This is a genomic window from Clostridium sulfidigenes (assembly GCF_052067195.1).
Taxonomy (GTDB): Bacteria; Bacillota; Clostridia; order Clostridiales; family Clostridiaceae; genus Clostridium_J; species Clostridium_J sulfidigenes.
On sequence record NZ_JBQHQR010000004.1, the window covers coordinates 16,436 to 31,766 of the forward strand.

Sequence of the window (15,331 nt, forward strand, 5' to 3'; positions counted from 1 at the left end):
TTAGTGTAGAGTTTTTACACTATCTATATTTAATTATATCATTGAACTCCGTGTAAATATATAGAATTTATTCCTAAAATATAACTAAACTAGACTAAATAGTTAATTAATTCTGAAATGAAGATGGATATAAATTTTATATCCATCTTCATTTTTTTCTTAACTAAGATAACTATATTTATCTATAAATTCTTTAGTAAATCTTATAACATGGAGAGGATTTTTACCTATCCCAACTTCTCCAGCTAGCATAATTCCATCAACCTTATTTTTTATAAAATTATATAAATCATCTAATTCAGGAATTTTAGGTTTTCGGGCACTTCTCATAGAATCTAACACATAGGTTGCGATTATAAGCTCCTTTTTTTCAGATTTCATCTTTCCTATTATTTCATCCTGTACAAAAGGAATTTCCATTATGTCCAATTCCGAGAATAAATCTCCCCTACCTAGCATAATTCCATCAACAGATTTTAAAATAGAATCAAAATTAAGAATTCCTTCTTTACACTCTATTTTTGCCCAAATTTTAGGCATAATAATTTGAGGATTATATTTCTTTACTTTTTTAATATATTCCTTTAATTCTAGAATATCAGATTCTCTCGTAACATAGGAAAGACATATTATATCCACACCACTTAATAGGCCAAATTCAATATCCTTCTTATCCTTTATGGTTAACGTCATACCCGACCTATCCATTCCCGGAGCATTTAACCCCTTCTCACCTCTAACCATGCCACCTAAAATAACTTCTGCCTTTATTGCCTCTTTATCCTTAAGCTTTCCTACAACATTAAATTCCATTGTTCCATCCTTCATAAGAATTTTTTTACATTTAGAAAGCCATGTAAATTGTCCTTGAAAAGAAATTGGAATTAATGTATTCTTTCCACTATGTCTAAGATTTTCTTTAAAAAATTCTTCACTACAAAAATATACGGTTTCTCCAAAGTTAACCCTTAATTGGCCATTAAACAAATTAGATACTCTAATTTTATTGCCTTGCAAATCTTGAATAATAGAAATATCAGGATAATTCTCCTTCATATACTTAATTTGTTTTTTAGCTGTATCATTTTCTATATGAGAAAAATTCAATCTCATAGAATTCATTCCTGCATTTACAAACTTATCTAAATCATTTAAGGTCTTAACATTAGGACCTATTGAACATACTATCTTCATTTCATCACCTAATCATTTATTTATATTTATATTTATCCAATACATAGCTAATTAATATATTTTATCTTTAATGTAATCTATTATAAATCTATCATCTTTATTCATAACAAACAATAGCATTTATATACAATCTTAAATCTTGAAGCAATATTTTTTTAATTTAGGCTTTAGTTTATTAACTTCCAATTAGACTTAATAATAAAAATCCAAAGAATTCCTTTGGATTTAAGTTGATATACATCTTCTTTAATTATGATATAAACATTTATATATAAACCTAGTTAAAATTTAATTTACACTAAATACTAAGTTATTATATAAGTAATCTCATTCATAGACAACTTATATAGATAAATAACACATATTGTTAATTTAATGGATTAATTTCATTATATATAGGTTTATTATTGTATCCAGATATTTCATTAAAGAAATTCAAAAATGTTGTATTCATATATGGGGTTAACCATAAAAAACTAATTCCTATAATTAACGGTAATATAGTAATGAGCATTTCATTAAATGAAAAAACTGCAATTATAGCTACAACTACACCTGGTACAATACATAAAATCACCCAACCTAAAAAGCTAAGGTATAGTACAAATAAACTCCATACATTCCCTTTCATTAATTTAAAACTTTCTTTTATACACTGAATTACACCCTTACTATTATCTTCACATACTAAAATCACTGCTGGGAATAAATATAAACCCAAAATAATTATTGGTATACATAAAACTAAGGTAACCAGAACAATCATTGTTGTTATGCCTTCAAAGGATGGAATAGAATTACCTGATAAAGAACCCATAAATATCTGGTTACTATAATGAATTGCTATAAACCCTACAACTATACCAATAATAATTATTATTGGTATGTACATTAATACTATTAAAAGCTGTATACCCATACCTTTTCCCCAAGTCTTACCTGAGATAAGTATATCAGAAAATTTAACTTTCTTATCCCTAGAAATTTTAAGATAAAATGAATTACTCATAATTGCTATACTTAAGCTTACTATTATGCTTATAACTGTTATCAGAAGTGATGGTCCTATAGTATCTTTAAAAGTTTCAGAACCAAGACTTATACTTCCTTGAATTACAAAGATTATTAATGTTATTAAGACCGGTATCTTCCACTGCCCCCTTAATTGATCTTTAGATTTACTTTTTAAAGCTTTTCGATTTACCATTGTTTTCCCCCTTAAAACTCCCTTTTATTTATATATTAATAAAATACAATATTACCTATCATACTTTACTTTTCTAGAAATAAAATTAACCCTTATATAATTAAAATATTATGAACATATTGATTATATTACAATAATTCAAGAAAAATTTTTATATCCCTATATATTATAGTAATTTTTTATGGGCTAACTTTCCATTATTTACAACTAGTGAAATTTCTGCCATTATAGATAATGCTATATCTTCTGGTCTTTCACCACCTAATTCTATACCAATAGGTGCATATACTTTATTCAACAAATCTTTGTTAAATCCTTCATCTAATAATTTATAAATAGTTTTTTTTACCTTAACTTTACTTCCTATCATACCAATATAATTTACTTCAGTATCTATAACAGTTTTTAAAGCTTCATAGTCATGGAAATGCCCCCTAGTTATAATTACTATACTGCATTGATTATTTATAGGATATTTTTTTAAATTTTCTTTAATATCTCCTAGTAAAAGCTCATCAGCCAATTTAAATCTTTCACAATTACAATATTCTTCCCTATCCTCAAAAACTACAATATCATATCCTAATACATTAGCTATAAAATGTAGTGGCAATGCAATATGTCCCCCACCAACTATAAGAAGTTTACGCTTAGGCATTAATACTTTTATATATACTTCAATGTTTCCTCCACAAACCATATTAAGCTCTTTATTAGCTTCATTCAAACTATATTCATATCTCCCACTTCTTTGTGTTTCTATAGCCTCTATACTAGATTTTATAATTTCATCTTCAACTGCACCTCCGCCTATAGTACCAATTACAGTACCATCTCTTAGAACTCCCATCATGGTACCTTCTCCCCTAGGTGAAGATCCACAAGCTTTAGTAATTATAGAAAGAGCTACAAAATTCCCATTCTTCACTTGCTCATTCACTTCTTCGAGTAAAGTAATACTCATATAAAATACCTCCCTATTTCCCAAATGGACAAATTGGATAATGACATATATTACATTTCAAGCAAAGCCCTCCGTGAGATAACTCACTTATTTCCCTCTTACCAATTTTATCCATTGCCATTATCCTAGGAAGTAAAACATCAAATACAGTTATTTTAGAGAACATTCCACAAGCTGGAATCCCCACATAAGTTATATCATTACTATATGCTAACATAAACATAGCTCCTGGTATTACTGGAGATCCATAGGTAATTATCTCTGAAGCTACTTTTTCAATAGCTACAGGTGTTAAATCATCTGCATCTACTGACATTCCCCCACTGCATATTATTAAACTGCATCCTCTAGACTTAAATATCTCTATAGCATTAGTTATTTTTTCTAAGTCATCTGGAACAAATATGACATCTTCAACAATAGCTTTGTAATTACTAACCTTTTCCTTAAGTATTGGAGCAAATTTATCAGTAATGATGCCTTCATAAACTTCCGTACCAGTAATAACGATTCCTACCTTCTGAACTTTAAAAGGTATTATGTCTATAATCCCTGATACATTTCTTAATATATCCTTAACTTGATTGATATATCTTTTTTCTACAACTAACGGTGTTACTTTTGTAGCAGAAACAATTGTATCCTTTTCTACAACAGTATTATTGTGTAATGTACTTACTACAATGTCTTTAATATAATTAATTTCATATAACAAACTAGTGTTAATTTTCAAAAGCCCATCCCGAGCAGCTAAAATATTTACTTTTCCCTCACTAGGTGATTTAAGGTAGGTATTTTCTCCTCCAATTGCTTGTCCTAACTCTAAAGCTGCTTGGTCTTCATGAAGCATTTCTGAATTCATTTCAATAATACAAATGTGATTTTTCCCTATAAACTTCAACTCTTCTATATCTTTTACTTCTATTATATGTCCTTTTTTAAAAGCAGCACCCTTGAATTCCCCCGGTACGATCTTAGTTAAATCGTGGGCCACCACCATCCCAATAGCATCTTCAACTTTAACTTTTTTCATTGTCACACCCCCATGTTATATTTTATTATATTATATCATCAGATGTAAAAAAATACCACCTAATACATAATCTTTGTATTAAGTGGTATTCCAATGAATGCATAGTTAAGCTACATATTCATTTCTATTTTCTTCTTTTTCACTTTTAAAATTTAAAATCATATTTAGTATAACCCCTACAAGAGCTGCTAAGCTTACGCCTGTTATTTTAACAGATGCACCAACTGGAATTCCAATTGATATACCAGTGTATTTTTCTAAATTAGTAGTACCAAGACCAATTATTATTATAGTAGCTATTACTACAATGTTTTTCCAATCAAAAGTTACATCTCCATTTTTAATAGTTTTAAATCCTATTAATGAAATCATTCCAAATAACATGATACTAATACCACCCATAACAGCACTAGGTATAGATAATAGTAATCCTCCTAATTTAGCTACAAAACCTAGGATTATAGCAAATATTGCTGTAATTCTTATTATTGATGGATCATAGTTCTTTGTTAATGCTAAAACTCCAGTATTCTCTCCATAAGTTGTATTGGCTGGCCCTCCAATAAATGCAGAAAACATAGTTGCAAGTCCATCTCCTAATAAAGTTCTATTAAGACCGGGATCTTCAATGAAGTTTTTACCAACTACTTGCCCATTTGTAGTAATATCACCAACGTGCTCCATTAGTACTGCTAACACCACTGGTGCAATTACAAGTATAGATGCCATATCAAATTTAGGCAGTGTGAAGCTAGGTACCGCTATATATGCTGATTTAGATATTATGCTAGTATCTACTATATTAAAAATCAATGAAAGTATATACCCTGATGATACTGCAATAAGTATAGCTAACTGTTTTGAAAAACCTTTCCCAAATAAGTTAATGGATAGTGCTATAGCTAAAGTTATCCCTGCTATAATAAAATTTTCACTAGCCATTCCTATAGCTGTAGGTACAAGGTTCAATCCTATAACTATTATCATAGGTCCTACCACTTGGGCTGGAAGGAGTCTTTTTATAGTGGTTACACCAATTTTCTTAACAAGAAATGAAATTATTACATAAATAAATCCTGCAACTAACAATCCGCCTTGTGCATACGCTAAATTTCCACCATTTAATTCTCCTGCAGCTATTATTACTGGTATAAATGCGAAGGAAGAACCAAGGAATACTGGAACTTTTCCTTTTGTACAAAGGTGAAATATCAAAGTACCACATCCTGCTGCAACAAGAGCAACTGAAGGGTCAAGTCCTGTAAGTACAGGTACTAGAACCGTTGCACCAAACATAGCAATTAAATGCTGCATAGCAAGTACCATTCTTTTAGTCTCTTCCTTAATAGATCTCTTTGCCAAAGTTTCTTCTGCTTCTTTTTTAAATGTTATTTCTGACATATAAAGCCTCCTTAATATTTTTAATATTAGGAGAAATTTCTTTCTCCCCTTTCAGTATCTCAGTACTGATTAAAAGGTATATAAATAAAAAAACTTCTTACTTTCGCAAGAAGTTATATACATAAATATAGTGTGTCCTGTAATTATATCTACCTTCTTGCCAGCCTCTCTGGACTGATTTAAAGAAATATTTAATTATTTAATTTATTCTTTAAGTTATTATACTACTTCTTCACTCAAATAACAAGTATTTTTAAGATTTATTTTATTACTCTTTCCACTATATTAAAATATCTTGAAAAAACATGCAAATAAGTTATAATAAAATCATGGTACATAAGATGAATAGTATAATTAATTTTAAAACATAATTATGGGGGGTGTATATATGAATATACGTTATGCGAATAGGACTTCAAATTTAAAAGCGTCTGAAATAAGAGAACTTTTGAAATTGACTGAAAAGCCAGAAATTATTTCTTTTGCAGGTGGATTACCAGCACCTGAATTATTTCCTTTAGATAAACTAAACGAAGTAGCATCAAAGGTTATAAAAGAAAAAGGCCAAATAGCTCTACAATATGCTTCTACTGATGGTTACATGCCTTTGAGAGAAATAATTGTAAAAGAAAGAATAGCGCCTACAGGAGTAAAATGCGATACTTCAAATGTTATGCTAACTAATGGTTCTCAGCAAGGTTTAGAGTTTTCTGCAAAGCTTTTCATAAATGAAGGAGACACTATTGCATGTGAAAGTCCAAGCTATCTTGGCGCTTTAAATGCATTTATGGCTTATGGTCCTAAATTCTTAGAAATACCAATGGATGAAAATGGTATGATTGTAGAGGAATTAGAAAAAGCATTAGAAAACGAAAACCACAATATAAAAATGATTTATACTATTCCAGATTTTCAAAATCCAAGTGGAATTACAATGAATATCGAAAGAAGAAAACGCTTATCTGAACTAGCTGCTAAGTATGAAATACCTTTAATTGAAGATAGTCCCTATGGAGAATTAAGATTTGAGGGAGAAAGTCTTCCTTCAATTAAATCCTTTGATAAATCTGGTTATGTAATTAATCTAGGTACTTTCTCTAAAACTTTCTGTCCTGGACTAAGACTTGGATGGATATTAGCAGAAGAAGAAATAATTAAAAAGTATATTTTAATTAAGCAAGGCGCAGACTTACAATGTAATACTTTTGCTCAAGTTATCGCAGGAGAATACATGAAAATTTACAGTTTAGATGATCATATAAATAGCATAATTGAAGTTTATAGAGTTAGACGTGACTTAATGATAGATAGCATGAAAAAATATTTCCCTGAAGACGTTAAATACACTTATCCTTCAGGAGGGTTGTTTACTTGGGTTGAATTAAGAAAAGATTTAGATTCTGCTTCTATTATGGAAGATGCTCTAAAAGAGAATGTAGCCTATGTACCTGGTGCTTCTTTCTTCCCTAATGGTGGAAAGAAAAATTTCTTTAGATTAAATTACTCTAATATGCCAGAAGATAAAATCGTAGAAGGAATAAAAAGATTAGGTAAAGTTCTTCATAAATATTATACAAAATAGAAACAATATGTAATGTATACTAGTACAATAATGAAAATAAATAAACTTAAATATTTATTCATATTATTTTAGGAGGAGTTAAAATGGAATTTTCAAAAAGAATACTGGCTATGGGATATTCACCTATTAGAAAACTGGCACCATATGGAGCTGAAGCTACACGTAAAGGAGTAAAAATATATCATCTAAATATTGGTCAACCTGATATTGAAACTCCAAAGGAATTCATGGAAGGAATTAATAACTATAAAGATGATGTACTTAAATATGCTCAATCTCAAGGAATAGATGAAGCAATTAATAGTTTTATTAAATATTATAAAGAATGGGATATAGATTTTGAATCTAATGAAATTCTTATTACTAATGGAGGTTCTGAAGCTATTTCTTTAGCATTAACAGCAATTTGTGATGTAGACGATGAAGTAATTATACCAGAGCCTTTCTATACCAATTATGCAGGATTTGCACAAGGTGCTGGCGTAAAAGTAGTACCTTTTATAACTAAAGCTGAAGAAGGCTTTCATCTACCAGCAAAGGATGTTATAATATCTAAAATAACTCCTAAAACTAGAGCAATCATGGTTTCTAACCCTGGAAATCCAACTGGAGTTGTTTACACTGAAAATGAAATAAGAATGCTTGCTGATATATGTAAAGAGAATAACCTATTCCTTATTGCAGATGAAGTATATAGAGAATTTGTTTATGATGGATTAAAATACACTTCTGCTCTTTATATGGAAGATATTAAAGATAGAGTAATTTTAATAGATAGTATATCTAAGCGCTATAGTGCATGTGGTGCAAGAATTGGTTTAGTAGCTTCTAAGAATAAAGAACTTATAAGTCAAATTATGAAAATGTGTCAAGTTAGACTATGTGTTCCAACTATAGAACAATTAGCAGCAGCAAATTTAATCAATACTCCTAAAGAATACTTTATTAACGTTAAAAAAGAATATGAATCAAGAAGAAACATTCTGTTTGAAAAGCTTTCAAAAATGCCAGGTGTTATATGCAAAAAACCTACTGGAGCATTTTATATTGTAGCAAAGCTTCCAATAAAAAGTGGTGAGGATTTTGCAAAATGGTTACTTACAGACTATAACTATAATAATAAAACTGTTATGGTTGCACCTGCAGAAGGTTTCTATGCAACAGAGGGTCTTGGTATGGATGAAATAAGATTATCTTACTGTTTAAATACTGAAGCTTTAGCTGATGCAATGGACATATTAGAAAGAGCTTTAGCTGAATATATAAAAATTGAAAAATAGTAATCAAAAAAGAAATTAAGTTTCATGACTTAATTTCTTTTTTATTATATTTGTTCTTAATAATTATAAAGTATAGTTCTATATTTACTACATTAATTATTATATTAAAATGAATCTATATTATCTTTCTTATACTCATGGTAAGTATCAATTGTTTTAAACCCTTCACCTATATATAAATTTACAGCTTCTATATTTTTTTTATCACATTTAAGATATATTTTACTATTTCCAAGATCATGAGCTATATTTACTATATATTTTAGTAGCTTCTTTCCATACCCTTTGCCTCTATATTCCGGTAAAATTCCAAAGTTAGCTATATAAATTTTTGAATCTTTTTTTATTAATTGTCCATACCCTACATTAACCCCTTTATGTTTAATAAAAATACATCCTTCTGGAATATAATAATTTTGATATTTTTCATATATAATATCCTCTTTATTTATAGACTGTCTATTAGCGGAATCAAAAACTTTATTCTGAATTAAACACCTATGTTTTTCATCTTTACCTTCTTTAAAGGTTGTAAAAGAAATATTTTCATCATTATTCTGTTCTTCATAGGAATTTATATCTCTTTCCATTTCAATAATAGCTCTTTCTACACTAAATCCTAGTTCAATCAATAAAGTTGTATTCAAGTTATTATTTTCGCTGATTATAATTGAATTACAACTATTAAAAAACTTAAAGACTTCTTTATAATACTCAAAAGTACTATATTCAGGAATAAATTTTATACAGTGTATTTTATATACTTGATATTGAAGTTTACTATACCATAAAAACCCTATATATTTTTGTTGAGATTTTATATACTTTATATTTTTTCCCAAAAGAAGTTTTTTAAATATATTCTTATTTGTGCAAATCTCTATGAGTTCTTCTTTATACTCATTAGTAATATCAAACTCATTTATAAAATTTAAATTTGAATTATTTAATGTTTCTAATCTATACATAAATCCATCTACCTCATACTTTTGAATCTATATATATATTATAATCCAAATTTAAATAATATAACCATTTTTAGTATATTTATTTTTATTTAAAATAGGAAAAGGAGCATCGCTCCATAACTTAATCAGTTATTTTGCGACGCCCCCTTCTAAAAATTTTTATGCTTCTAAATCTTTAATGCTAAGTCCAATTTTCTTTCCTTCAGCATCTACTTGAGTTATAACAGCTTTTACGATCTCTCCAATTTTTAAAACATCTTCAATTTTTTCAACTCTCTCATTAGAAATTTGAGATATGTGGACTAACCCATCTATACCTTCTTCTAATTCAACAAATGCTCCAAATGGTGCAAATCTTACTACTTTTCCAGCAACAACATTTCCTGTTGGATATTTTTCATTAATATTATTCCATGGATTTTCACTTAACATTTTAACACTTAGAGCTAATTTGTTATTTTCTCTATCAACTTCTAAAACACCAACTTTAATAATCTGACCAACTTTAAATAATTTTGATGGGTTATTAACTTTATTCCAAGACATTTCTGAACTGTGTAATAAACCATCTATACCATTAATTTCTACAAAAGCTCCAAAAGCAGTTAATCTTTTAACTTCACCTTCAACTACCATACCCTTTTCTAAAGAAGCCCATGTAGTAGCCTTTTTAACTTCATTCTCCTTCTCTAAAAGTTCTCTTCTTGAACCAACTATTTTAACTCTATTTCTTTCTCTAGAATACTCTATAAGTTTTATATCAAAATTTTGTCCTATATACTTAGACAAATCACTAACTCTACTTAATTCTATATGAGATGCTGGTATAAATACTCTTTCTCCTTCAAATAAAGCTACAAGTCCACCTTTTACTTCTTGTTTAACTTGAACATTTATTATCTCTCCATTATCAAAAGCAGCCTTTAACACTTGTTGTTGTTCAGCTCTTAAAACCTCAGTTCTTGATAATACAACTAATCCATCAGAATTTTTTCTGTTTATCACTTTTGCTTTAATAACATCTCCTACTTTAATTTGTTGATTTAAAGGAGTTTCATTGTCTCTAGAGTATTCCTCTGCTGTTACTATAGCCTCAGTTTTTGTACCTATAGTTAAATATGCTTCTTTTTCATTTACTTTAAATACTTCACCTTCTAAAATACTTCCTACAGATATGTTGCTAGTATCCTTAAAATATTTATCATAAAGGTCCATATCCTCTTGACTTATATCGTTTTGTTTTTTCATTTTACTAATAGCCTCCTCAATTACGTACTCTGGAGTTGACGCCCCAGCAGTAATTCCAATTTTATTTATATTTTCATTCCCTATCATATTTAAAAGTGAAGAATCTACTTTTTCTACATGATAAGTATTTTCACAATTTTTTTTGCAAATTTCATAAAGCTTTGTAGTATTTGAACTATTATATCCCCCTAAAACTATCATTAAATCAACCTCTTTAGAAAGTTTATTTGCTGATTCCTGTCTTTCTTCTGTGGCATTACAGATAGTGTTAAAAGCTACTATTTCTTTAGCTAATGATATTATCCTGTTCAAAACCTTTTCCCAATTACTTTGCTTTTCTGTAGTTTGGGAAACTACACATACCTTGCTCTTAATTGCATCTATGTTTTCGCCATCTTTAGATATAATAGCTGTATCATTACACCACCCATTAATCCCTATGACCTCTGGATGCTTATCATCACCAACAATAATTATATTATATCCTTTGTTATAATACTCCTCAACTTTTTGTTGTATATTTCTCACATATGGACAAGTCCCATTTTCTATTATAACATTATTCTTTATTAAATGGTCAAATACATTTTTGCCAACACCATGAGATCTTATTACTACAACATCATTTTTTTTAAGATTATATGCTTCTTCTAGAGTTATAGAATGAATACCTTTTTCCTCTAAGCTTTTCACAACATCATTATTATGGATTAATGGTCCTAATGTGTATATATCCTTATTATATTTTTCTCTCAATCTTATAGTCTCTTCAACTGCTCTTTTTACTCCAAAACAAAAACCTGCTTTATTTGCAAGAGTTACTTCAGACATATTATCCTCACCTCTAATACCATTTACTATAAAACAAATTAATTTATATTACACATGACTATTTATCTACATTTATATATGATATGTACTTAGATATGGCATCTACTACTTCACTTATACCCATAGTAGAGGTATCAATCTCTATTGCATCTTCAGCTTTTCTTAAAGGATCTACTTCTCTATTTGAATCAATGTAATCTCTTTTTTTTATATCTTCTAATATATTATTATAATCTACTTTTACATTCTTGGCTATAAGCTCATCATACCTACGTTTAGCTCTTTCTTCTGCCCTAGCTGTCAAGAATATTTTTAAGGATGCATTTTTAAGTACTACTGTGCCTATATCCCTACCATCCATGATTACATTGTAATTTTTAGCTATTTCTTGCTGCATTTCAACTAGCTTTTGTCTAACCTCTAGTATAGATGCATATCTCGACACATTATTAGTAACTTCAATACTCCTTAACTCATCAGTCACATCTATATCATTAACAAATAGGTTATCATTATCAAAATACATCTTCAAAGTATCTATAAGTTCACATAAATCATCTACTTGATTAGGTTCAACACCCTTTCTCATTGCAAATAAAGTAACTGCTCTGTACATAGATCCAGTATTTATGTACATTAAATTATATTTTTCTCCTATTAATTTAGCTATAGTACTTTTTCCTGCTCCAGCAGGACCATCAATAGCTATTGATATTTTCATAGTATCACTCCTCAGTTATATAGTTACTATCAATCTATAATTTAAATAGATGTTTTTAAACTATAAATTCCTAAATAATAACTTTACTTGTATATTTATATCTTACTTCCTGCTATAAAACCTGTAGAAATAGCAATCTGTACATTATAACCTCCCGTATAAGCATCTACATCTATTACTTCTCCAGCAAAACTTAGGTTAGAAACCACCTTAGATTTCATTGTAGACGGATCAATTTCTTTTGTATCAACGCCTCCAGATGTAACTATTGCTTCTTCTATAGACCTTAATCCTCTTACATCCATTGTAAGATTTGAAATAAGATTTAGAAAAAACTTACGTTGTTCTTTTGTAATACTATTTACCTTTTGATTTTCTGGTATTTTACTTAAATTAATCATAATAGGAATTAATTTTTGTGGAAATAAATCATTTAATGCATTCTTAAAGTCCTTATTATTATACTTTAAAAAATCCTTTTGTATTCTTAAATCTAACTCTTTTTCACTAAGTGCAGGCTTAAGATTTAATATAATCTTATACTTTTCACCTGGTTTTATTAAACTGCTTGCACTAAGACATAATGGACCAGAAATTCCAAAGTGAGTAAATAACATTTCACCTTGCTCTTTAAAAATAATTTTATTGTTCTTATCTAATAATGTAAGCTGTACATTTCTTAGTGATAAACCTTGAAGGTCTTTTACCCAAGCTTCATTAATTTCAATTGGTACTAAGGACGGTTTTATAGACACTACATTATGACCCAAACTTTTGCAAAATCTAAACCCATCACCATTAGATCCAGTTTGAGGATACGAAGCCCCACCAGTAGCTAAGATTACATTATCACATTCTATATAATCATCATTATCAAGGATTACTGAAGTAATCTTATTATTTTCAACTTTTAATTCTTTTACAGCAATTCCAAGTTTAATTTCAATATTTTTCTCCATTAAAGTTTTTTCAAAGGCTTTTATAATATCTGAAGATTTATCTGAACTAGGAAAAACTCTATCCCCTCTCTCTACTTTAAGTTCAACTCCTCTTTCATTAAAAAACTTAATAGTATCCTCATTGGTAAAGGTATAAAGAGCACTATATAGAAAATGAGGATTAGTTGGAATATAATCAAAAAACTCGCTAATATCCTTATTATTAGTTACATTACATCTACCTTTCCCAGTAATAAACAGTTTTTTGCCAAGTTTATTATTCTTTTCTATTAATATGACCTTATTGTTTTTACTCGCTGCTATTGCAGCCATCATTCCAGCTGGACCTCCACCTACAATTACTACTTGTGCCAAAAAATCACCATCTCTTCTGTTTTATTTTAAACATATTCCTATATTATAATTTAATATAAAATTCCTAATTATTCAATGAATTTATTTTGATAACTAAAATTTTATGCTACGTATATTAGTAGAGTTGAATTATAATAAATTACATTTAAAACTAAAATCCTTGTCATATCACATGAAAAAGGAGAGAATTTTAAAATTCCCTCCTTTAATATTAAAACTATTTTAATTTAATATTAAATATCTCCTTGAGCATGCATTGCTTCAGCAACTTTCATAAATCCAGCAATGTTAGCACCAGCAACTAAGTTATATCCAAATCCACATTGTTCAGCTGCATCCATAGCATTTTTATGGATTGTTACCATTATTTGATGAAGTTTTTGATCCACCTCTTCAGCTGTCCAAGATATTCTCATGCTGTTTTGTGCCATTTCTAATGCAGAAGTAGCAACTCCACCAGCATTAGCAGCTTTAGCAGGTCCAACTATTAATCCATTAGCTAAGAAGTATTCAACCGCTTCGTTTGTACATGGCATATTTGCAGCTTCACATACAAATTTAATGCCATTAGCAACGATTTGTTTTGCATGTTCTATATGAATATCGTTTTGAGTTGCGCAAGGCATTATGATGTCAACTTTAACACCCCATGGTTTTTGTCCTGGGAAGAATTCACATCCAAATTTATCAGCATAATCTTGAACTTTATCTCTACCTGAATTTCTCATTTCAACTAAGTAGTTAATTTTCTCTGGAGTAGTTATTCCATCTTTATCATAGATGTAACCATCTGGTCCAGATAAAGTAACAACTTTACCACCTAAATCAGCAACTTTTTGGCATGCTCCCCAAGCAACGTTACCGAAACCTGAAACTGCAACTGTTTTTCCTTTGAAGTCAGTTCCTTCATGTTTAAGCATTTCTTCACAGAAATAAGTAACTCCAAATCCTGTTGCTTCTGGTCTTACTAAGCTTCCACCATAAGTTAAACCTTTTCCAGTTAAAACTCCATTTTCGAAAGCTCCTCTAATTCTTCTATATTGACCATATAAGTATCCGATTTCTCTTCCACCTACACCGATATCTCCAGCTGGAACGTCCACATCTGGTCCGATGTGTCTTTGTAATTCAGTCATAAACGCTTGACAGAATCTCATGATTTCAGCATCAGACTTACCTCTTGGATCAAAGTCTGAACCACCTTTACCTCCACCTATTGGAAGTCCAGTTAATGCATTTTTAAGAATTTGTTCAAATCCTAGGAACTTGATAATTCCTAAGTAAACAGATGGATGGAATCTTAATCCACCTTTGTAAGGTCCTATAGCTCCATTAAATTGTACTCTAAATCCTCTATTTACTTGAGTTTTACCATTGTCATCTTTCCAAGATACTTTAAACATTATTTGTCTTTCAGGCTCACAGAATCTTTCTAATAAGTTAGACTCTACATATTCTGGGTGCTTATCAAGTACAGGCCCTATAGAGTTTAAAACCTCTTCAACAGCTTGTATAAATTCTGGTTCAGCGCTGTTTCTTTTTTTCACGTTTTCTAATACTTGCTCAATATAAGCTTTAGTATCCATAGT

At 29.3% G+C, this 15,331-nt stretch carries 12 protein-coding genes; 2 read left to right on the forward strand and 10 right to left on the reverse strand.

Features of this window, described 5'->3' with window-relative positions; all coding sequences use genetic code 11:
- Positions 1-159: 159 nt before the first annotated feature.
- From ACTNBA_RS05530 to ACTNBA_RS05550, 5 genes are all read right to left on the reverse strand, one after another.
- On the reverse strand, positions 160-1,194 hold the full coding sequence (locus ACTNBA_RS05530; protein WP_441072965.1) for a pyruvate kinase: 1,035 nt from the start codon (positions 1,192-1,194) through the stop codon (positions 160-162).
- A 367-nt stretch (positions 1,195-1,561) separates the two neighbouring features.
- Positions 1,562-2,401 carry a DUF975 family protein gene (locus ACTNBA_RS05535; RefSeq protein WP_441072966.1) on the reverse strand — a complete coding sequence of 280 codons (840 nt, stop codon included), beginning with the start codon at positions 2,399-2,401 and terminating at the stop codon, positions 1,562-1,564.
- Positions 2,402-2,567: 166 nt separating this feature from the next.
- Positions 2,568-3,365: an XdhC family protein gene (locus ACTNBA_RS05540; RefSeq protein WP_441072967.1), complete on the reverse strand. Its 798-nt coding sequence runs from the start codon at positions 3,363-3,365 to the stop codon at positions 2,568-2,570.
- 13 nt (positions 3,366-3,378) lie between these two features.
- Positions 3,379-4,398 carry a molybdopterin-binding protein gene (locus ACTNBA_RS05545; RefSeq protein WP_441072968.1) on the reverse strand — a complete coding sequence of 340 codons (1,020 nt, stop codon included), beginning with the start codon at positions 4,396-4,398 and terminating at the stop codon, positions 3,379-3,381.
- A 105-nt stretch (positions 4,399-4,503) separates the two neighbouring features.
- A complete protein-coding gene (locus tag ACTNBA_RS05550) occupies positions 4,504-5,799 on the reverse strand; it encodes a uracil-xanthine permease family protein (RefSeq protein ID WP_441072969.1) in 1,296 nt (431 codons plus the stop codon).
- A gap of 388 nt (positions 5,800-6,187) precedes the next feature.
- Between ACTNBA_RS05550 and ACTNBA_RS05555 the strand changes: the two genes are divergently transcribed.
- Complete coding sequence (locus tag ACTNBA_RS05555) at positions 6,188-7,381, forward strand: aminotransferase-like domain-containing protein (RefSeq protein WP_441072970.1); 1,194 nt, start codon at positions 6,188-6,190, stop codon at positions 7,379-7,381.
- 83 nt (positions 7,382-7,464) lie between these two features.
- Positions 7,465-8,661, forward strand: a complete 1,197-nt coding sequence (locus ACTNBA_RS05560) for a pyridoxal phosphate-dependent aminotransferase (protein WP_441072971.1) — start codon at positions 7,465-7,467, stop codon at positions 8,659-8,661.
- Between the two features lie 104 nt (positions 8,662-8,765).
- On the opposite strand, the gene ACTNBA_RS05565 is transcribed toward ACTNBA_RS05560, so the two are convergent.
- The 5 genes from ACTNBA_RS05565 to gdhA form a co-directional block, all read right to left on the reverse strand.
- Positions 8,766-9,629, reverse strand: coding sequence for a GNAT family N-acetyltransferase (locus ACTNBA_RS05565; RefSeq protein WP_441072972.1), 864 nt, complete (start codon positions 9,627-9,629; stop codon positions 8,766-8,768).
- A 159-nt stretch (positions 9,630-9,788) separates the two neighbouring features.
- The gene (locus tag ACTNBA_RS05570; RefSeq protein ID WP_441072973.1) at positions 9,789-11,708 is read right to left on the reverse strand and encodes a bifunctional 4-hydroxy-3-methylbut-2-enyl diphosphate reductase/30S ribosomal protein S1; all 1,920 of its coding nucleotides are present in this window, start codon (positions 11,706-11,708) and stop codon (positions 9,789-9,791) included.
- Positions 11,709-11,766: 58 nt separating this feature from the next.
- The gene (cmk, locus tag ACTNBA_RS05575; RefSeq protein WP_441072974.1) at positions 11,767-12,429 is read right to left on the reverse strand and encodes a (d)CMP kinase; all 663 of its coding nucleotides are present in this window, start codon (positions 12,427-12,429) and stop codon (positions 11,767-11,769) included.
- Positions 12,430-12,524: 95 nt separating this feature from the next.
- Positions 12,525-13,742: a BaiN/RdsA family NAD(P)/FAD-dependent oxidoreductase gene (locus ACTNBA_RS05580; protein WP_441072975.1), complete on the reverse strand. Its 1,218-nt coding sequence runs from the start codon at positions 13,740-13,742 to the stop codon at positions 12,525-12,527.
- Positions 13,743-13,975: 233 nt separating this feature from the next.
- Positions 13,976-15,328 carry an NADP-specific glutamate dehydrogenase gene (gene gdhA, locus ACTNBA_RS05585; protein WP_207656739.1) on the reverse strand — a complete coding sequence of 451 codons (1,353 nt, stop codon included), beginning with the start codon at positions 15,326-15,328 and terminating at the stop codon, positions 13,976-13,978.
- Between the last annotated feature and the right edge of the window lie 3 nt (positions 15,329-15,331).